Source organism: Pseudactinotalea terrae, assembly GCF_009733845.1.
GTDB classification, from domain to species: domain Bacteria; phylum Actinomycetota; class Actinomycetes; order Actinomycetales; family Beutenbergiaceae; genus Pseudactinotalea; species Pseudactinotalea terrae.
The window spans coordinates 293,562-311,923 of the sequence record NZ_WNXZ01000005.1; the positions used below are offsets into that span (position 1 = coordinate 293,562).

An 18,362-nucleotide genomic window follows, 5' to 3' on the forward strand; every position below is an offset into this window, starting at 1 on the left:
CCAGATGGCCGCTGAGCCACCAGCCCCGGCACGACATCGCCGCTCAGCCACCGGGCTCGGTGCGGTGCGGCGACCTGAGCCACGCACACGCGGACGGCGTGAGGTCGTGCGACTAGCCTGACCTCACCATGGAGCCCGCCGCCCCCGAGCCAGACCCTGGCCTGCTCGCCACGCTCGGTGATGCGCTGCGCGCGGTGGGCGGGGAGGCAGCGGTCCGGGTCGAGGCGGAGTGGTCGCAGGCGGGCACCCAGCACTCCGGCCGCGCCTTCCGGATCACCGAGTCCGGCATCGAGCGTGTCGTCGTGCCCGACGCGGCCTACCAGGCGTTCGCGGCGCTCCGGGCCCAGATGGCCCGGCCCGGCATCGGCGCCTGGTTCTCGGCGCGGGCCGTCGTCGCCCCGCAGCAGGACCTGCGGTTCGAGCCGAACTACGAGCGCCGCCCCGCGTGGAACTCGACGACCATCTCGATGCTCGACGCACCTGCCGAGCCCCTCGTGCCGACCGAGGACCGGTGGCTGACGGACCTCAGGCGGTACCCCCGGGACAGGGCGCACATCCCGCTCTGGCTCGCCCCCGACGCCGTCGAGGGTGAGGCGGTCGCCGAGCTCCGCCAGGCCCTGGACGGCGCAGGCGTCCCGAGGGGCGCCGTCCTCCTCCCCGGCGAAGACCCGCGCCAGAGCTTCGAGGGCCACCTCGAGGTGGTCCGCTACTCGCCGTCACACTTCACGCTGCGGGTGACCGACTACGGGCAGCACCACCTGCTGGACGAGTACCGCAGCGAGCGGCAGGCGTGCGAGGGGCTCTGGCAGTACCTCATGGCGCCGATGCCGCGGCCGGTGCAGGTACCGCAGGCCGAGCTCGCCGCCCGCGCCCAGGGTGCGCAGCGTGCGTACGCCGATCTGCACGCACGCCTGCTCAACGTGGGTCTGGGCGGCCTGATCACCAACCTCGCGGTCGGGGTCCCGTACGACCGCTACGGCGGCATCGACGGCCTGTACTTCTTCGGCTGGGGCACGCCGTGGGAGCAGCGTTCGCTGCCGCCCACCGCGATGCAGCCCGGCGCACAGCTCGTGACCTTCGTAGCGCTGCGGCCCGTGGAGGTGCAGGCCGAGATCGTGCCGGCGTGGTTCGGGCAGCCCGGTGGCGGGATCCGGTTCCACGTCGAGGGCGGGCGGGCGATGCGGGACCTCGTGCGGGAGCAGGCGGTCGCGGTGGTGCAGGTCGCCGGATGACGGTCCCCTCGTGTTTGATCGGACCGTGAGCACTCCTGACGACGGCGACCTGACCCGCTTCCTTGCCGCCTTCGGTCGGCTCGCGGAGTCGGCGAACCACTACGCGAGCCGCGACCGCCTGGGCGACAAGCAGCGCCTCGCCGACCGGCTGAGGCAGCACCTCGCGACCGATCCGACCGTGCTGCCGGTGCTGACCGAGGAGATCAGCCCGTTCCGGTTCGCCGATGTGGACCTCGCGCTGGAGCACCTCCTCGAGGAGGCCGGCGGCGGTGAGCTCATCGGCGTCGGCGGCGGTGAGCAGCGCTGGCACACCAGCCTGTCGGAGATGCTCAACGCCACCTACATCGACTTCCCGGTCGGGCCGGTCGACTACGAGAAGGTGGCCATCGGACCCGAGTCCGAGCGGTCCGTCGTCGCCTTCGGGCTCTACCTGTTCCGGTGGCCCGACGACGGCGGAGCTCGCCCGGTCGCGGTCGTCACCCGGGGCACCCGGGCTCAGTACGGCGCGACCCCGCGCCTCGAGGTGCTCACCACGGAGGAGGGCGTCGCCGCCGCGGTGCTCGGCCGCATCCGGGAGCTCATGAACTCCCGCAGCGTGCTGCGGGGGCAGATCGTGACCTTCGGCGGCTCCGAGTTCGAGGCCACGATGGGCATCCCGAACCAGGGTCAGGTCACGTTCCAGCCGCGGCCTCAGGTCCCTGCCGCGGACATCGTGCTGCCCGAGGGGGCGCTCGCGAAGGTCGAGCGGCACGTCCTCGGGATCGGCGCGCACCGGGAGGCGCTCGCCAGGGCCGGGCAGCACCTCAAGCGCGGCGTGCTGCTCTACGGCCCGCCCGGGACCGGCAAGACCCTCACCGTGCGGCACCTGCTCGGCATGGCCGAAGGCACCACCGTGATCATGCTGACCGGGATGGCGCTGCAGCTGATCTCGCTGGCCACGCAGACGGCGAGGGCGCTCCAGCCCGCGATCGTCGTGCTCGAGGACTGCGACCTCGTGGCCGAGCAGCGCGACCACTTCGGCTCCTCGCCGCTGCTGTTCGAGGTCCTCGATGCCCTCGACGGCCTCGCCTCCGACTCCGACGTGACCTTCCTGCTCACCACCAACCGGGTGGACGTGCTGGAGCCGGCGCTGGCGCAGCGGCCGGGCCGGGTGGACCTCGCGGTCGAGATCCCGCGGCCGGACCGGGCTGCACGGCGTGCCCTGCTGTCGCTGTACGGGCGGGGCCCGCCGTTCTCGGACACGGTGCTCGACGAGGTCGCTCGGGACTCCGACGGCACCACCGCCTCGTTCGCCAAGGAGCTGGTGCGGCGTGCCGTGCTGCTCGCGGCAGTGGCCGAGGAGGAGGTCGCGGACGCCCACCTGCGCTCCGCGCTCGCCGAGATGATGACCGACTCCTCCACGATCACGCGGGCACTGCTGGGCGGCGGCGAGTGGCCTGCGACCGGCGGCGGCTACGCCTGAGGTGAGCTGCGCCGTCGTGCCGCGCTCTGGCACCTCCCGCCCGACGGCGCTCAGGTTGCAGTTCCGTAACGATCGCGGATCCCGCACGCCCGCACCTGCGCGGTTGTAGGTTGCTTGCGAGGGGGCCGGCGTCGGTCCCCTCCCTGTTGGCAAACAGACGAAGGAGTCGGGATGCGAGGAGCGAGGCAGCGCCTGCTGGCGCTCGCGTGCACCGCAACGGCCGGGGCTCTGCTCCTGACCGGGTGCTTGCAGAATCCGAGCCAGAGCGGTGGCGGAGCGGCCGGCGGCGGCGAAGGCCTCGCCGACAACGCCGAGGCCGACGGCGATGGGGTCGTCACCATCCTCGGAGCGTTCGGCGGCCAGGAGGAGCAGGGATTTCTCGCCGCGATCGAGGAGTTCGAGGCCGAGAGCGGCATCGATGTCCGGTACAGCTCTGATCAGGACTTCACCAACACGATCAGGCTCCGCACCAGCTCGGGGCAAGCCCCCGACATCGCGATCTTCCCGCAGCCGGGTGGTCTGCTTGAGCTCGCCGCCGACGGCTTCATCCAGCCGATCGACACCTACCTCGACTACGAGGCCATCGACCGCACCCTGGTGCCGGGCTTTCTGGAAGCGGCACGATTGAACGGACGCGTGTACGGCGCGCCGATGCGCATGGCGGTGAAGTCTGTCGTCTGGTACCCGGCAGCGGCCTACGAGGCGGGCGGTTACAACGCCGAGCCTGCGAACCTCGACGAGCTCGCGGAGGTCGCGACCCAGATCCGGGAGGACGGTATCGCGCCGTGGTGCATGGGCTGGGGTTCCGACCAGGCCACCGGCTGGGTCGGCACCGACTGGATCGAGGAGTACATGCTCCGCCTCTGGGGCCCGGACGTGTACGACGAGTGGACCTCCCACCAGATCCCCTTCAACGACGAACGCGTCATCGCCGCCTTCGAGGCTTACGGCGAGCTGCTGGAGACCCCGGACAACGTGCTCGGCGGCCCCTCGGGCGTGCTGTCGACGCCGTTCGGCAACGCGATGCTGCCGGCCTTCGAGGACCCGCCGCAGTGCCTGCTGGAGCGGCAGGGCAACTTCGTGACCGGGTTCTTCCCGGACGACGTCCAGGCGGATCTCGACAACCAGGTCGGGCTCTTCGTCTTCCCACGGGCCGCCGACTCCGAGTACGACGGCCAGCCGATCATGGGCGGCGGTGACCTCGCAGCGCTGATGAACGGCAACGACGAGGAAGCCATCCAGGTCATGGAGTTCCTCACCTCCGACGCCTTCGGCGGCGCGTGGGCGCAAGCGGGAGGCTGGCTGTCGCCCCACACCACGTTCGACGCCAGCCTGTACCCGGACGAGATCACCCGCCAGACCGCCGAGATCGTGGCCGCAGCGGACGTGTTCCGGTTCGACGGCTCGGACCTGATGCCGAACGCCGTCGGCGGCGGCACCTTCTGGACCGGGATGGTCGAGTGGATCCGAGGTGACAAGACCGCGGAGCAGGTCACCACCGACATCGAGAACAGCTGGCCGGCCGCCGAGGAGGAGGCCGACTCATGACCGCGCTCGCCGAGGCTCCGGCTCCCGAGGTCAGGCGGGGTGGTTCGCCCGCCCGGCCGCTGCGGATGCTCGTGGGGATCGTCGGGATCTGCGTCGTCGCCTGGTTGACCGCGAACATCTTCCTGTCATTGGCGTACTACCCGCAGTGGTACTTCCACAACCGGATCCTGATGGCGGTCGTGGGCATGATCGCCGGGCTCGGTGGCGCAGCGTTGCTGTTCTACTTCATCAACGTCTTCATCGAGTCGCTCCCGCAACGGCTGTCCCAGGGTCTGATCCCGTACGCGTTCGTGCTGCCGGCGCTGGGACTGATCGGGCTGATGCTGATCTACCCGACGGTGCAGACGATCAACTACAGCTTCGCGAACAACGACAGCACCAGATACGTGGGCTTCGACAACTACGTGTCGATCTTCCAGGACCCAGCCTTCTGGCTGGCCCTCAGCAACAACGCGTTGTGGCTGCTCATCGTCCCGGCGCTCACCGTGGCCATCGGTATCGCGGTGGCGCTGTTCCCGGATCGGCTCTCCGCACGTGGCGAGAAGATCTCCAAGAGCCTGATCTTCCTCCCGATGGCAGTCTCGTTCGTCGGCGCCTCGACGATCTGGGGCGTGCTGATCTACAGCGCCAACCCCAACATCGGGATCCTCAACGCGATCCTCGGGTCGAGCATCGACTGGATCCAGGAGGACACCGCGCGGCTGAACTCGTTGCTGATGATGGTGATCCTCATCTGGATGCAGTCCGGGTTCGCGATGGTGCTGCTCTCCGGAGCGATCAAGGGAGTACCCGAGGAGACCCTGGAGGCGGCGCGGCTCGACGGTGCGAGCGAGCCCCAAGTGTTCTTCCAGGTGATCATCCCGCAGATCAAGGGGACGATCATCACGGTGTTCATCACCGTGGTCATCCTGGTGCTCAAGGTGTTCGACATCATCTACGTGCTCACCAACGGCAACTACCGCACCAACGTGATCGCGCTGATGTTCTTCCAGGAGCTCTTCACGCAAGGCCGCGCCGGTCGCGCATCGGCGATCGTGGTCGTGCTGCTGCTCCTCGTGACGCCGATCCTCATCTACCAGGTGCGCCACTACCGGAAGGAGCAGGCCCAGTGACCGCGCTCACCGACGCCCCGCGCCTCGCGAAGAAGTCGAAGCGCCAGCCCTCCTACATGAAGGATGGCAGGCCCCGCAGCTGGACCTCCATCATCGTGATGATCGTGCTGGTCATCCTGTGGTCGATCCCTACCTTCGGCCTGCTGGTGAGCTCGTTCCGCAGCCGCGAGGCCGTCGCCAGCTCTGGATGGTGGACCGCGGTGTTCAACCCGGTCGAGCAGGGCTGGACGCTCGACAACTACGCGGGCGTCCTCGAGGGCTCCAACATGGGGACGGGCTTCCTCAACACCCTGGTGGTGTCGGTTCCCGCCACGATCCTGCCGATCATGTTCGCGGCCTTCGCTGCGTACGCCTTCACCTTCATGTTCTTCCCCGGCAAGGAGGTCCTGTTCGTCGTCATCGTCGCGGTGATGGTGGTGCCGATCCAGGTCGCGCTGCAGCCGATGCTGTACCTGCTGGGCCCCTACGGGCTCGGCATCTCGGGACAGTTCGTGGCGATCTGGCTGCTGCACACGGGCTTCGGCATGCCGCTGTGCCTGTACACGCTCCGCAACTACATGAGCACGCTCCCGACCTCGGTCGTGGAGTCCGCCAAGATCGACGGCGCCAGCCACTACCAGACCTTCTGGCGGCTGGTCGCCCCGATGTCGATGCCGGCGATGGCCGCGTTCGCCACGCTGCAGTTCCTCTGGGTGTGGAACGACCTGCTGATAGCGAAGCTGTTCCTGCTCCCGACCAATGCCACCGTCATCGTGCAGCTGCAGCAGCTGCTCGGCACACAGGGTCAGGGTGCGGAGCTGCTCACGGCGGGTGCCTTCATCTCGATGGCGCTACCCATCCTGGTGTTCGTGTTCCTGCAGCGGTTCTTCGTCCGCGGTCTCACCTCCGGCGCCGTGAAGGGCTGACCTCGACTCGATTCCGGACATGCACGACGGCGGCCGGTCACCTTCCCGGTGACCGGCCGCCGTCGTTCGTGCTCGCCCGGGCGGGCTCAGGCGCGCGGCTCCCAGTCATCCACGTCGAGAACGGCCCGGCGGCGCGGGCTCGTGAGGCGATCGGCGCCGGCGAGGAGGTCGGCGCGGACACGCTGGGCATCGCGGTCCACGAGCACCTCGCGGTACGGGTCGGCGGCGGTGGCGGCAGAGTCGCGGTGCAGCAGGTAGACGAGTGCGGTGAGGACGACCGCGGCGATCACGATGGACATGTCCTCAATCATGCGGGCGGCGGATTCCTGCCACGAGTGGCAGGGATGCCATTGCACGTCGGATTCCTGCCAACTACGGTGGTGCGATGGCACTGAAGCGCATCGCTGCCCTTGTCCTCGACCCGACGTCGGTGTTCGAGTACGCGGTCGCGGCCGAGGTGTTCGGGTTCGACCGCACCGAGGATGGCGTCCCGGCCTTCGAGTTCCTCACCGCCGGCTCGGTCGCCGGGGCGCCGGTGACGCTCAACACCGGCGGCACCCTCGTGCCCACGCACGCGTGGGCCGATGCCGTCGAGGCCGATCTGCTCATCCTCCCGGCCGGCGCGATCCTCGAGGAGTACCCGGCCGAGCTGCTCGAGGTGATTCGCGCCGCGCACGCGCGCGGTGCCACCGTGCTGACGATCTGCAGCGGCTCCTTCACTCTCGCCGCCACCGGCCTCCTCGACGGCCTGCAGGCCACGACCCACTGGCGCTATCTCGAGGAGTTCAAGGAGCGCTTCCCCCAGATCGACGTCACCATGGACGTCCTCTACGTCGACAACGGCTCCCTCATCACCGGTGCAGGCACCGCCGCGGGCATCGATGCCTGCCTCCACCTGGTGCGGCGGGAGCTGGGCGCAGGCGTGGCCAACGCGATCGCTCGCCGCATGGTGGTGCCGCCGCAGCGCGACGGCGGGCAGCGCCAGTACGTGCAGACCCCAGTGCCCGAGTGCACCGCGGACAGCCTGCAGGCCACCCTCACCTACGCGCTCGAGAACCTGCACGAGCCCCACTCGGTCACCACCCTCGCTCGGCACGCCGTGATGTCGGAGCGGACGTTCGCGCGCCGCTTCGCCGCCGAGACCGGCACCACGCCGCACCGCTGGCTGCTGCAGCAGCGCGTGCTGCGCGCCCGCGAGCTGCTGGAGAGCTCCGACTCCTCGGTCGAGCAGATCGCCTCCGACGTCGGCTTCTCCTCCGCCGCCCTGCTGCGCGCCCACTTCCAGACCGTCCTCGGGACGTCGCCCCAGCGCTACCGCCGCGCCTTCTCCACCACCTGATCTCGACCCAGTTCGATCCAGCACGCCATAACAGCTCGCGCGCGGGACGCCGTCGGGCGAGACTGCTCCGATGTTGACCTGGCGCACGCTCACCACCGAGACCACCCCGCAGTGGTCCGAGCTCACGAACATCCTCGCGAAGGCCGACGACACCGACGAGTTCTACGACGCCGAGGATCTCGCCGAGGAGCTGACCGAGCACGGCTTCGATGCCGAGCGTGACTCGTGGGCGGTCTGGGACGAGGATCGGCTCGTCGCCTACGGGCAGCTCCGGGTCGCCACCGAGCTGACCGCCGAGGGGGATGCGCGCGCCCAGCTCGACGGCGGCGTCCATCCCGACTGGCGCGGCCGGGGCATCGGGACCGAGCTGCTGGGACGCATGGAGCCGCGTGCGCTCGAGCTGGCCCGCGAGCGCCACCCCGCGGCACCGGTCCTGCTGCGCGCCCAGGGCGGCAAGGAGGGCAGCGACGCCCGGCCGCTGCTCGAGGACTTCGGCTACTCCCCCGCCCGCTACTTCACCGACATGACCCGACCGTTGCCCGGCGAGCCGCTCGCCGCGCCCGACGACGCCCGCATCCGGCCGTTCTCCCCGGACCTGGCCGAGCCGCTCCGGCTCGCTCACAACGACGCCTTCGCCACCCACTGGGGCTCGACGGCGCAGTCGCCCGAGCAGTGGGCGGACACCATCGGCGGCCGGTCCTTCCGCGGCGCTGACTCGCGTGTGCTGATGGACGACGGCGGAGCCGTGCTCGCGTACGTCGTGTGCGGCGAGTGGGTGCCTCGGGAGCTGTACATCAGCCTCGTCGGAACCGTTCAGGCTGCACGTGGCCGGGGCCTGGCTCGCCAGGTCCTGCTCGCCACTGTCGCGGATGCCGCAGCGAGCGGGCGCTACGACGTCGTCGATCTCGGGGTCGACTCCCAGAACCCCACGGGCGCCGGCGCGCTGTACGAGTCGGTCGGGTTCACGCCGGTCCGCACCCAGGCCACCTACGCCAAGCGCCCCCAGCCCTGACCGATTTCAACGCACGTCCGACCCAGACCCGATTTCAACGCACTTCCGACACTCGCCCGGATCGGAGCGATCGTGCGCGCTACCGGCCTGCGGCGATGTCGGTGCGGTGCTGGGCGCCGTCGATCGTGATGGCGGCGACGCCGGCGTAGGCAGCAGCCCGGGCGGCCTCGATATCGGCACCCACGCCGGTGACCGAGAGCACCCGACCGCCGGCGGTGACCAGCGCGCCGGCCTCGTCGGTCGCGGTCCCTGCGTGCAGGACGTGGACGCCGGGGAGCTGCTCGGCCTCCTCGACGCCGGAGATCACGTCACCCTTGCGGGCCGAGACCGGGTAGCCGTGCGAGGCGACGACGACCGTGACCGCGGCGTCGGTGGACCACTGCAGCGCCGGCAGCTCCGCAAGCGCACCGGTCGCGGCGGCGTGCAGCGCGGTCGCGAGCGAGGACTGCAGCCGGGCGAGCACGACCTGCGTCTCGGGGTCGCCGAACCGCGCGTTGAACTCGACCACCCGCAGCCCGCGCGAGGTGAGCGCGAGCCCGCAGTACAGCAGCCCGACGAACGGGGTGCCGCACCTCGCGAGCTCCCGCACGGCCGGCAGCGCCACCTGCTCCACGACCTCCTCGGTCAGGCCGTCAGGCGCCCACGTCAGCGGCGAGTACGCGCCCATGCCGCCGGTGTTGGGGCCCTCGTCGCCGTCGAGCAGGCGTTTGAAGTCCTGCGCCGGCGCCAGCGGCACCACGGTGCTCCCGTCCGCGAGGCAGAACAGCGACACCTCGGGCCCGTCGAGGTACTCCTCGACCACCACGGCGGCGTGCTCCAGGCAGCTCGCGGCATGCGCGAGCGCAGCGTCACGGTCCTCGGTCACCACCACGCCCTTGCCGGCCGCGAGCCCGTCGTCCTTGACGACGTGGGGCGCGCCGAACTCCGCCAGGGCGGCCTCGACCTCCGCGAGCGTCGTGCACACCCGAGCGGCGGCCGTCGGCACGGCCGCAGCGGCCATGATCTCCTTGGCGAACGCCTTCGAGCCCTCGAGGCGAGCGGCGGCGGCATCCGGCCCGAACACGGGGATACCGGTCGCCCGCACGGCATCGGCCACCCCCGCCACCAGTGGCGCCTCGGGCCCGACGACCACGAGATCCGCCCGGACCCGTTGCGCGAGCGCGGCCACGGCGGCCGGGTCCTCGGCGTCGACGGGCGTATTCTCGGTCTTGTCGAGCCGCGCGGTCCCCGGGTTGCCCGGTGCGACCACGACGGCCGTGGTCGCCGGGTCGAGAGCAAGAGCGCGGGCGAGCGCGTGCTCACGCGCCCCGGTACCGATGACGAGGATCTTCACGGGGTCTGACCCTATCGGCCCACCTACGGGGTGATCTCGGTCCACCGGGCGAACCCCAACCCACCCCAAAGCGCTCTCCGCGGGGGCGTGACCGCGGTGGCCGTGGGATTGCGGGCGGATCGGGGCGTGGATCAGACCGCGCCGTAGAGCCGCTCGATGTCGATCGTCAGCACGAGCCGACCCTGCTCGACCATTGCCTCGCGGTACTCGTCCCAGTCCGGGTGCTCCTCGCCGCGCGCGTCGCGATAGAGCGTCACGAGCGCCTCGGCGGTCGCGTCGTCGACGGCGCGGGTCACCTCGCTCAGCCGCGCGGTCCCCTCGGCCACCGCGTAGCCCCACCCCTGCGGCCGCACGTGCATGCTCACCCGCGGATCCCGCCGGATGTTCTTGGTCTTCGCGCGGCTGTCGGTGATCGACACCCGGATCGTGCGCGCCTGCCGGTCGAGCACGTACGTCACGTCGGACAGCTGCGGCCGCCCGTCGCGCTTGATCGTGGTGAGGACGCCCAGGTGGTTCTCGGCCACGATGTCGAGCAGCTTGGTCTCATCCGTTCCCGTCATGCTCCTGGGAACCCTGCCCGACGGCGCAGCATTCCCGAGGCGGGCATGCTCACCTCTGGCGATCGCGCCGGGTCTGCGGTCAGCGGCCCCTGCCGGTGCGCCACTGCGCGCCGAGACGCAGCTCGCGCTCATCCACATGGGTGGGGCTGGCCGCCTCGCCACCGTTGATGACCGGGTTGCGCCCACCCTGCCGCCCTGCCGACGTGTGCTCGGGCAGGCTGGTGGGCGCCTCGATGACCGGGATCTCGTCCGTGGAAGGGTTGCTGCCTCCTTCGGTCGAGCGTGGCGCGAAGGTCCGGGCAGCATCGGCGGGCAGCATCGTGAGCTCGTAGCGACCGTGCTCATCGGGCTCGAGACCCGGGCGGATCCGTGGCGGGTAGGCGCGGTTGATGGTCTCGGTCCGGGCCTCCCGGCCGTCGACCACCGTGACCGGGGGCGCGTCGGGCGGGCGCCGCAGGCCGGGCTCGCATGCGGCATCCTCCTCCTCGTGCGATCGGCGTTCGCCCCCGGCTGCCTCCTCGGCACGGAGCACGCGCGGCGACCGGGGCTCGCGGCCGTCGCGGGGCGAGGTCGGTTCTGCCCCTGCCAGCGCGTCCTCGGTCATCGGGATCCGGAAGTCGACCACCCGGCCACCGGACCGGGCTGTCGCCTCGACGTCGTCGACACCCCAGGCGGACCTCAGCCGTGGCAGCGCGTCGAGGATCTCCTGCTGGGACATCCCGGCTCGCACGGCCTCGAGCGAGACCACGATGCCGCCGTCGTACGGTGCATGGCGCAGCCTGGGGACCAGATCGGGCAACGGGCGGGCCTGCGGCGCGCGCCGGCGGGTCAGCGCCCAGAGCACGCTGGGCCGTCGCATCCCCCGCGACACCACGAGCCCGGACCGGCGCATGTCGTCCTCGTGCTCGCCGATGATGTCGCCGAGCTGGCGCAGCCCGATGTCGACCTTCCGATAGCGCAGCAGCCAGTGCAGCAGCACCGGCAGCCCTCCGAACGCGCCGCGCATGATCGCGAGCAGGAGCGCGACCACCGCGAGCAGCAGCATCAGCAGACCTGCGTCCGAGGTCCACTCGAACAACCACGCGAGCAGCACGGCGAGGCCCGCGACGAGCAGTCGGTTCCGGACGGCGGAGGCGCGACCGGTCATGGCGTCCCTACTCGGTGAAGAGCGCCGAGAGGATCCCGCCCAACGCGTCGAGCGCTTCCCGCACGGGCCCACCCAGCGGGGTCAGCGCGAGCACGAACCCGAACACCACACCGAGGAAGACTCCGAGGCCGGTCAGCTTCGAGCGCAGCGCGAGCACCATGCCGAGGCCCAGCAGCAGGGCGACGACTCCAGTGGACATACGTGGCTCCAGACAGTCGGGGTCGGCTCCACGGTAACCGCCACGCCCGACGCCACACCGGACCTCGCCGCGGCGTGTCACTCGCACAGGAGTGCTCTAGTGGTGGCATGGGAGGCGCAGCGGGAACGGTGTGGACGATCGGTCACTGGACGTGCCCGCCCGACATGGTGCTCGCCACGCTCGAGTCGGCGCAGATCGACCTGGTGGTCGACGTCCGCAAGATGCCAGGCTCGCGGCGCAGTCCACAGTTCGACGCCGACGAGATGCCGTCGTGGCTCTCAGCGGCCGAGATCGGCTACCTGCACCTGAGCGATCTCGGGGGGCGCCGTCCGAAGCAGCGCGACATCGACCAACGGATCAACTCCGGGTGGCACAACACCAGCTTCAAGAACTACGCCGACTACACGCTGACCGAGGACTTCGAGCGCGGTCTGGCGCGGCTGTCCGGCCTCGCAGCGGATCAGCACGTAGCCATCATGTGCGGCGAGCCGATGCCGTGGCGCTGCCACCGGTTGCTGATCGCGAACACGCTCACGGCACGGGGCTGGACGGTCGTGCACCTGATGAACGGCGCCGCTGCGATGGCGCACGCCCTCGGGCAGTGGGGCGCGGAGCCCCAGGTCAGCGACGACGTCGTGACCTACCCCGAGGTTCGGCTCGGACCGACGACCTGAGCGACGACCCGCCGCCTCTACCGATCGCGTCAGCGGCGACTACTCCAGTATGAACGTGACCGTCTCGGTGTTTCCGGCGACGTCGTAGACGACGAGCGTGTTCTCCCCAAGCACGCCGCCCACCGAACCCGGTCGGATCCCGTTGACGTCGGACCAGGTGTTGTTCGCCAGGTCGAGCACGTAGTCGTTGACGACGACGCGATCGATCTTGCCGGCGTCGAACAGCTTGAAGCTCACCTGGGAGTAGACGCCGTCATCTCCGATCGTGAACTCCGTCCCGGTCTTGACCGTGGCGGTCGGCGCCGTGGCATCGACCACGACATCGGTGCTGCCTGTCGAGGACACGTTGCCCGCGAGATCGTGGGCGTTGTACCGGATGGTGTACGGACCGTCTGGAACGGTGACCGTTGCTGTGTGGCTTCCGCTCGGCTCGCCCTCCAGCCTTGACTGCGTGCTCTCGATCAGCTCGTCGTCCTGGTAGACGTTGGCGACGATGCGCGACAACCCGACGTCGTCGGTCGCGTCGACCTGGATGTCGATCTGCGGTGCCGGCTGGTCGGATCCCGGCGAGACGAGCGTCACCTCGGGCCTCATCGTGTCCGGTTCCGCCGCGGGATCCACGCTGCGACCTTCGACCCCGCCGATCGCGTGCTGGTCACCGTTGCCGCGCATACCGGCCGCATAGTGCCAGCCGTCGAGTGCGCCTGGTGCGGTGAGGTCCGCCGCCTCGGGGAGCGCGGCCGTACGCACTCGGGTCCACCCGAGCCCGTAGTCGAACCAGACCTGAACCTCGTCGCCTGCCAGGACCACGGCCCACCGATCGCCCTCCTGCAGCGGGGTCAGGTTGTTGCTGCAGCACGAGTTCGAGAACTCGCCGTCGAGCCGGAAGTCGAAGCCGACCTGACCCTTCGTCGAGGTCCACGCGACGATGTAGTTGTCCGCGTCTTTGACGTAGCCGGCGAACATGGCGTTCTGGCCGGTGGTGTTCCCGGCCCAGCTCGCGTGCTCCACGATGACCGCGGCGTCGGCGGAGGCGGGACCGCTCTCATGAGTCACGAACCCGAAGTACTTCTCGTCACCGCCGCCGGTCAAGGTGCCGTCAGCCACGGTGATCTGTGGCAACGCCTCTTGAGCGTTGGGCTGCACGAGCTCGTACTCCGCACCCGAGTCGGTCGCGAAGTCGTCGTCGACGCCGACGGCGGTATAGGCCTCCGGCTCGAAAGGCACCCGCGAGGTAGCGATCGACTGGATGGCTCGATCCCCCCACGACACAGTCGCGGTGAAGTCTGCCTCCGTGTGCAGATCCACCGGTTGGTTGGTGGCCACGTCGAAGACGACGTGACGCACCTCGCCTGGCTGGAGCGTGAGCGTGGTGGCATCCACGGCCTCCGTGGTCCAGTCGCGCGGCGGCGACAACCGGACCTGGGCGTCGCTTACCGTCTCCGCCGTGTCGTTGACGACGGCGACCACGACCTGGCCGGTGCCGTCCGCGCCCGAAATCTCCGCGCCCACCTGGTAGACCGACAGCCGGTCGTCGACCGCGCTGGGCTCCGGCCGGGTGTCGGGGATCTCGACGTCTCCGGGCTCGAGCCGCGGCGGGTCGCCGTAGAACCCCGACCGCGAACCGAACAACGCCAAGCCGCCACCGCTGGAGGTCAGGCGGACCGTCGCGGTATCGCCGTCGAGCTCGTCGACATCGATCGGCACGGCGATCCGGTAACCGTGGTCGGCACCGTGGTCACCCACGGAGTCCCGGGTCCTGCCTGCGAGGGCGAGCGGCGAGTACGGGTCGTCCGGGAGCACCTCCACGGCCTGCTCCGTGCCGTTCACCTCGATGCTCAGCTGCGTGGGGTAGCGGCGTGCGGCGCTGGCGTGCACGGTGTCATACCAGCCGTCCGGCTGCGCCGCCGCCACCTCGAGCACGAGGGTGGCCCGCTTCTCACCGATGCCCTCCGGCAGCGCCATCTCGTACTCGAAGTACCCGCGACCGTAGCCGGTGACCGAGTCGGAGCCGTCCGCGTCGGACACCTCCGTGCCTCCCGACCAGGCGAAGTCGGTCGGGGCGAGCGGCGAGAACGCGCCTGCGTCGTCGTTCGGGACGTCGTAGGTGAGGTAGTTCTCCGCGATCGTCTCGCCGTCGATCTCGATCCAGAACCACAGGTAGCCGCTGCGCAGCTCGGGTGGGGGCTGCACCTCGACGGTGCCGACATCGGTGACCGTGTACCGCTCCGGCGAGATCTGCTGGGACCCCTCCGCCGCGTTGCCGACCCACTCGCCGTCGGCGTCGTGTCCGCCGATACGCCAGCTCAGCGTGGCTCCCTGCAGGTCGTGGTCGCTGAAGTGCGAGATCTTGATCGGGACCGAGATCGTCTCGCCCGCCTCAACGGTTCGGGTGGATTCGCCCACCATCGCGATCGCGTCGTCCGCCTGCAACATTCCGACGATGCGCGGGTTGCCTTCGTGGTCGAGGTACGGCGGAACGTTGGGCTGCCGGTCGAAGGTGAGCGGGGTGTTCTCCTCGTGCTCCTGGTCGGTCAGCTGGACGGCGACGTATCCGTTCAATCGCTCATAGCTGCGGAACGTGCTCATGATGTGCTGGAACCTGCCCAGCCCGAGCGTGAACTCGGAGTTCAGCCACGGCTGGCCGCTCTGAGCACCGTTGTTGAAGTTCCAGGTCGACCCCGGGTAGACCTGGGCGGCGAAGCGATCGAGCAGGTCCTTCCACTGCTGGTAGGTGTTGAGATACCAGTGGAAGTCGTTGAGGTCGGTGTCCGCGACGTGTCCGTTCTGGCAGCAGGCGGAGTTGTCGACCACCAGGCGTGAGGGGTCGAGCTCGCGTGCGCGGTCCACCATCGACGCCACGTAGTCCCACGAGTCCTCCGGGATCGGCTGGTCCCAGGGATCGTCGCTGATGCCCCACGCCTCGTTGAACATCGTCCAGATCACGATCGAGGGGTGGTTGTAGTCGCGCTCGATGGTATTGGTGAGCATCTCCTCGAACAGCACCTCGGCCTCGGGGTCCCCTGCGGACAGCCACCCCGCGTTCGGCAGGTCTTGCCAGATCATCAGGCCCAGCTGGTCCGCCAGGTGGTAGTAGGCCGGCTCGTTGACCTTCAGGTGCGTCCGGATGACGTTGTAGCCCTGCTCCTTGGCCGCCAGCAGGTCGTAGAGGATCGACCCGCGGCCGGGCTGCGACTCGGTGCCGGTCTGCAGGTCCGGGCCGGCCGTCACGCCGGTGTAGGTGTAGACACCCCACGGGTTGTACCCCTGGTCCAGCACACCGCGCACGAAGATCGGCCGGTTGTTCAGGTGGATGTACTGGTACTCGTCCGAGTCCGGAGCCCAGTCGCGGGTGATCGACCGCATCCCGAACGTCGTCCGCACGCCGTCCTGCCCCGCGATCTCGACGTCGGCGGTGTAGAGCGCAGGGTCGTCCGGCTCCCACAGGTGCACGTCGGGGATGTCGATCGGCGTCGTGCCCTGACCGTCGGTCAGGGCCACCTCGGCCGCCTCGACGACCTCGCCCTCGGGATCGCGGACGGTGACACTGACCTCATCGGCGCCTTCCGCGGCGACGGCGACGACGGCGGTGGCCTGCGACGGCGTGCGGTCGTCGCCCTCGAACTCCAGCTCCGGGGTGACATGGGTCTGGGTGAGCCGGGCGTCACCGTAGGGCTCGATCCAGACGCTCTGCCAGATGCCGCCGATGTCGGTGAACCAACCGGTCTCCTCGCCCTCCCGCGGCTGACCGGTCTGCTTGCCCTGGGGGAACGGGCTCTCCGGCGTGGTCGGCGGAGCGACGACGCGGATGGCCACCGTATGCGTGGATCCGGGCTCGAGCCGCCCGAGGTCGACGGAGATCTCGGTGTTGCCGTCACCGGTGTAGGGCAGCACCTCCTCGCCGTCCAGCCAGATGCCGGCACCCCAGTCCGCCGCACCGATGCGCAGCCGGGTGCGGTCGTTGTCGAAGTTCTCCGGGACTGTGAAGGAGCGCTGGTACCAGACGGTGCCGCGGTAGTTGTTGTCGAAGCTACGGAAGATCTCGTTGGTGGCCAGGCTCTCCTCGCCCCAGGCGGCGAGCGACTGGTATCCGAACGGCACCCGGATCGCTCGGCTCAGCTGGTGCTCAGGATCGAACCAGCCTTCCTGCACACCCACGTCCTCCGGGTCGAAGTCGAACGACCAGGTGCCGTCGAGCGTCAGCCAACGGTCATCAGTGAAGGGTCTGCGGTCCGCGTCCGGTCGCGGGTACTCGCCGCGGGCGGGGTCGGTGTCAGCGCTCAGCTCGAGCACGACCTCCTCATCGACAGCTGTCGAGCTGAAGTCATACCCCTCCATGCCTGCGACGACCAGGGCACTGCTCTCGGGCACGTCCGGCAGCTCGAACGAGCCGTCGGCGCTTGTCAGCGTCGAGATCCCGGTACGAGAGGCGTGCACGGTCGCCCCGGCGACGCCGGTGCCATCCTCGGCGTCGATGACCATCCCGGTCACTGTGGTCGTCGCGCCACCCTCCGGATCGGGCATCGGATCCGGCGGCGGGATCGCCACGCTGGGGCTGATGCTGAGCCCAAGGCTCAGGGTGACCGCGACCGCGGCGACGGCGACGACGAGCTTCGAGTTCCGGCGTCCATTGACGGAATGCGTGCGCATGGGCGTCGACGCTAGCAACGCGACTCATAAATCACAAGCCCTTGATTTTGTCGTTGCACGGACACTCCGACCAGCCACGATCCGCGTGATCTCAGCCTTCGCAACGCGTTTCTACCCGCCTGCGTACAACGTTACGCATCCCGGATCGGCCCCATGGAAGGATGGCTCGGTGAGAACGTCAAGGCCGCCGATCGGCGTGCGAGAGGTCGCGAACCTGGCCCGGGTGTCGCCGACCACCGTCTCGAATGTGCTCTCGGGGAACCGACCGGTGAGCGCGGCCACTCAAGAGCGGGTCCGGTGGGCGATCGACGAGCTCGACTACCGACCGAACCACTCGGCCCGCAATCTGCGCCTGCAGCGGTCGGGCATCATCGCGCTCGCGCTTCCTGAGGTGCGTGTGCCCTACTTCGCCGAGCTCGTGCATGATCTCGCCCGAGCAGCGCGTGACCGCGGCTACCGCGTGCTGGTCGAGCAGACCGAGGGTCGCACGGAGTCCGAGCACGCCGTCATGAACGGGCTGGACCGCGGCATGGTCGATGGCATCGTCTTCAGCCCCCTCGGCATCACCCGCGAGATGTTCGAACGGCGGCGAGGCAACACACCGATCGTGCTGCTCGGAGAGCGGATCCTGGGCGCCGACGTCGACTACGTCGGAACCGACAACGTCGCTGCGGCCGCGGATGCCACCGCACACCTGATTGCGCGCGGACGCCGCCACATCGCCGCGATCGGACACCAGCGCGGAACCGGCGGCACCGGCCCGCAGCGCACGCGAGGTTATCGTCGGGCGCTGCAGAAGGCGGGTATCGGCTACGACGCTCGGCTGGTGGTACGCACAAGCACGTATCACCACCATGACGGGGCAGCGGCGATGGTCGAGCTGCTGGACCGCGGTGTCGAGGTCGACGCCGTCTACTGCTACACCGATCTGCTCGCCATCGGCGCGATGCACACGCTGCGTTCGCGAGGTCTACGCATCCCAGACGACATCGCTGTCATCGGCAGCGACGGCATCGACGAGGGTCGCTACGCAGCTCCTCCACTGACCACGGTGGCGCCGGACAAGACGGCGATCACCACCTCGGCCCTCGACCTGCTGATTCGCAGGATCGCCGATCGCGAGGCTCCGGCGAGACAACTGGTCGTGCCACATGCGATCGTGGTCCGCGACAGCACCTGAGCGCGACCT

Annotated in this window: 15 protein-coding genes; 9 read left to right on the forward strand and 6 right to left on the reverse strand. The window is 69.7% G+C overall.

Features of this window, described 5'->3' with window-relative positions; all coding sequences use genetic code 11:
• The first annotated feature begins 128 nt into the window (after window positions 1–128).
• The 5 genes from GPA03_RS16765 (at window position 129) to GPA03_RS16785 (ending at window position 6,259) form a co-directional block, all read left to right on the forward strand.
• Window positions 129–1,232, forward strand: coding sequence for a TNT domain-containing protein (locus GPA03_RS16765; RefSeq protein ID WP_156253164.1), 1,104 nt, complete (start codon window positions 129–131; stop codon window positions 1,230–1,232).
• Window positions 1,233–1,257: 25 nt separating this feature from the next.
• Window positions 1,258–2,694 (forward strand): AAA family ATPase, encoded by a 1,437-nt coding sequence (locus tag GPA03_RS16770; protein WP_156253165.1) that lies wholly within the window; start codon window positions 1,258–1,260, stop codon window positions 2,692–2,694.
• A gap of 171 nt (window positions 2,695–2,865) precedes the next feature.
• Window positions 2,866–4,242: an ABC transporter substrate-binding protein gene (locus GPA03_RS16775; protein ID WP_156253166.1), complete on the forward strand. Its 1,377-nt coding sequence runs from the start codon at window positions 2,866–2,868 to the stop codon at window positions 4,240–4,242.
• A complete protein-coding gene (locus tag GPA03_RS16780) occupies window positions 4,239–5,354 on the forward strand; it encodes a carbohydrate ABC transporter permease (protein ID WP_156253167.1) in 1,116 nt (371 codons plus the stop codon). Before GPA03_RS16775 ends, GPA03_RS16780 begins: the two co-directional genes overlap by 4 nt.
• Window positions 5,351–6,259: a carbohydrate ABC transporter permease gene (locus GPA03_RS16785; RefSeq protein WP_338325738.1), complete on the forward strand. Its 909-nt coding sequence runs from the start codon at window positions 5,351–5,353 to the stop codon at window positions 6,257–6,259. Before GPA03_RS16780 ends, GPA03_RS16785 begins: the two co-directional genes overlap by 4 nt.
• 86 nt (window positions 6,260–6,345) lie before the next feature.
• Here GPA03_RS16785 and GPA03_RS16790 read toward each other — a convergent pair whose 3' ends face one another.
• Window positions 6,346–6,558: a hypothetical protein gene (locus GPA03_RS16790; protein WP_156253168.1), complete on the reverse strand. Its 213-nt coding sequence runs from the start codon at window positions 6,556–6,558 to the stop codon at window positions 6,346–6,348.
• A gap of 86 nt (window positions 6,559–6,644) precedes the next feature.
• On the opposite strand from GPA03_RS16790, the gene GPA03_RS16795 reads away from it, so the two are divergent.
• Both GPA03_RS16795 and GPA03_RS16800 read left to right on the forward strand, forming a co-directional pair.
• Complete coding sequence (locus tag GPA03_RS16795; protein WP_156253169.1) at window positions 6,645–7,598, forward strand: GlxA family transcriptional regulator; 954 nt, start codon at window positions 6,645–6,647, stop codon at window positions 7,596–7,598.
• A gap of 70 nt (window positions 7,599–7,668) precedes the next feature.
• Window positions 7,669–8,610: a GNAT family N-acetyltransferase gene (locus GPA03_RS16800; protein ID WP_156253170.1), complete on the forward strand. Its 942-nt coding sequence runs from the start codon at window positions 7,669–7,671 to the stop codon at window positions 8,608–8,610.
• 79 nt (window positions 8,611–8,689) lie between these two features.
• On the opposite strand, the gene purD is transcribed toward GPA03_RS16800, so the two are convergent.
• The 4 genes from purD to GPA03_RS16820 all read right to left on the reverse strand — a co-directional run bounded on the left by purD (window position 8,690) and on the right by GPA03_RS16820 (window position 11,849).
• Window positions 8,690–9,943, reverse strand: a complete 1,254-nt coding sequence (gene purD, locus GPA03_RS16805) for a phosphoribosylamine--glycine ligase (protein ID WP_156253171.1) — start codon at window positions 9,941–9,943, stop codon at window positions 8,690–8,692.
• A gap of 131 nt (window positions 9,944–10,074) precedes the next feature.
• Window positions 10,075–10,503: a PPOX class F420-dependent oxidoreductase gene (locus GPA03_RS16810; RefSeq protein ID WP_156253172.1), complete on the reverse strand. Its 429-nt coding sequence runs from the start codon at window positions 10,501–10,503 to the stop codon at window positions 10,075–10,077.
• Window positions 10,504–10,582: 79 nt separating this feature from the next.
• A complete protein-coding gene (locus GPA03_RS16815) occupies window positions 10,583–11,650 on the reverse strand; it encodes a Clp protease/crotonase-like domain-containing protein (RefSeq protein WP_156253173.1) in 1,068 nt (355 codons plus the stop codon).
• 7 nt (window positions 11,651–11,657) lie between these two features.
• A complete protein-coding gene (locus GPA03_RS16820) occupies window positions 11,658–11,849 on the reverse strand; it encodes a hypothetical protein (protein WP_156253174.1) in 192 nt (63 codons plus the stop codon).
• Window positions 11,850–11,956: 107 nt separating this feature from the next.
• Between GPA03_RS16820 and GPA03_RS16825 the strand changes: the two genes are divergently transcribed.
• Window positions 11,957–12,523, forward strand: coding sequence for a DUF488 domain-containing protein (locus GPA03_RS16825; RefSeq protein WP_156253175.1), 567 nt, complete (start codon window positions 11,957–11,959; stop codon window positions 12,521–12,523).
• Between the two features lie 39 nt (window positions 12,524–12,562).
• On the opposite strand, the gene GPA03_RS16830 is transcribed toward GPA03_RS16825, so the two are convergent.
• Window positions 12,563–17,173, reverse strand: coding sequence for a glycoside hydrolase family 2 TIM barrel-domain containing protein (locus tag GPA03_RS16830; RefSeq protein ID WP_156253176.1), 4,611 nt, complete (start codon window positions 17,171–17,173; stop codon window positions 12,563–12,565).
• A gap of 169 nt (window positions 17,174–17,342) precedes the next feature.
• Here GPA03_RS16830 and GPA03_RS16835 point away from each other — a divergent pair, with 169 nt between their 5' ends.
• A complete protein-coding gene (locus GPA03_RS16835) occupies window positions 17,343–18,353 on the forward strand; it encodes a LacI family DNA-binding transcriptional regulator (RefSeq protein ID WP_241681352.1) in 1,011 nt (336 codons plus the stop codon).
• Window positions 18,354–18,362 lie beyond the last annotated feature (9 nt).

Bases quoted from the DNA above. Each gene is read 5' to 3' on its own strand.
- GPA03_RS16765 (WP_156253164.1), top strand. From the start codon at position 129: ATGGAGCCCGCCGCCCCCGAGCCAGACCCTGGCCTGCTCGCCACGCTC.
- GPA03_RS16775 (WP_156253166.1), top strand. From the start codon at position 2,866: ATGCGAGGAGCGAGGCAGCGCCTGCTGGCGCTCGCGTGCACCGCAACG.
- GPA03_RS16780 (WP_156253167.1), top strand. From the start codon at position 4,239: ATGACCGCGCTCGCCGAGGCTCCGGCTCCCGAGGTCAGGCGGGGTGGT.
- GPA03_RS16790 (WP_156253168.1), bottom strand. From the start codon at position 6,558: ATGTCCATCGTGATCGCCGCGGTCGTCCTCACCGCACTCGTCTACCTG.
- GPA03_RS16795 (WP_156253169.1), top strand. From the start codon at position 6,645: ATGGCACTGAAGCGCATCGCTGCCCTTGTCCTCGACCCGACGTCGGTG.
- GPA03_RS16800 (WP_156253170.1), top strand. From the start codon at position 7,669: ATGTTGACCTGGCGCACGCTCACCACCGAGACCACCCCGCAGTGGTCC.
- GPA03_RS16810 (WP_156253172.1), bottom strand. From the start codon at position 10,503: ATGACGGGAACGGATGAGACCAAGCTGCTCGACATCGTGGCCGAGAAC.
- GPA03_RS16815 (WP_156253173.1), bottom strand. From the start codon at position 11,650: ATGACCGGTCGCGCCTCCGCCGTCCGGAACCGACTGCTCGTCGCGGGC.
- GPA03_RS16820 (WP_156253174.1), bottom strand. From the start codon at position 11,849: ATGTCCACTGGAGTCGTCGCCCTGCTGCTGGGCCTCGGCATGGTGCTC.
- GPA03_RS16825 (WP_156253175.1), top strand. From the start codon at position 11,957: ATGGGAGGCGCAGCGGGAACGGTGTGGACGATCGGTCACTGGACGTGC.
- GPA03_RS16830 (WP_156253176.1), bottom strand. From the start codon at position 17,173: ATGCGCACGCATTCCGTCAATGGACGCCGGAACTCGAAGCTCGTCGTC.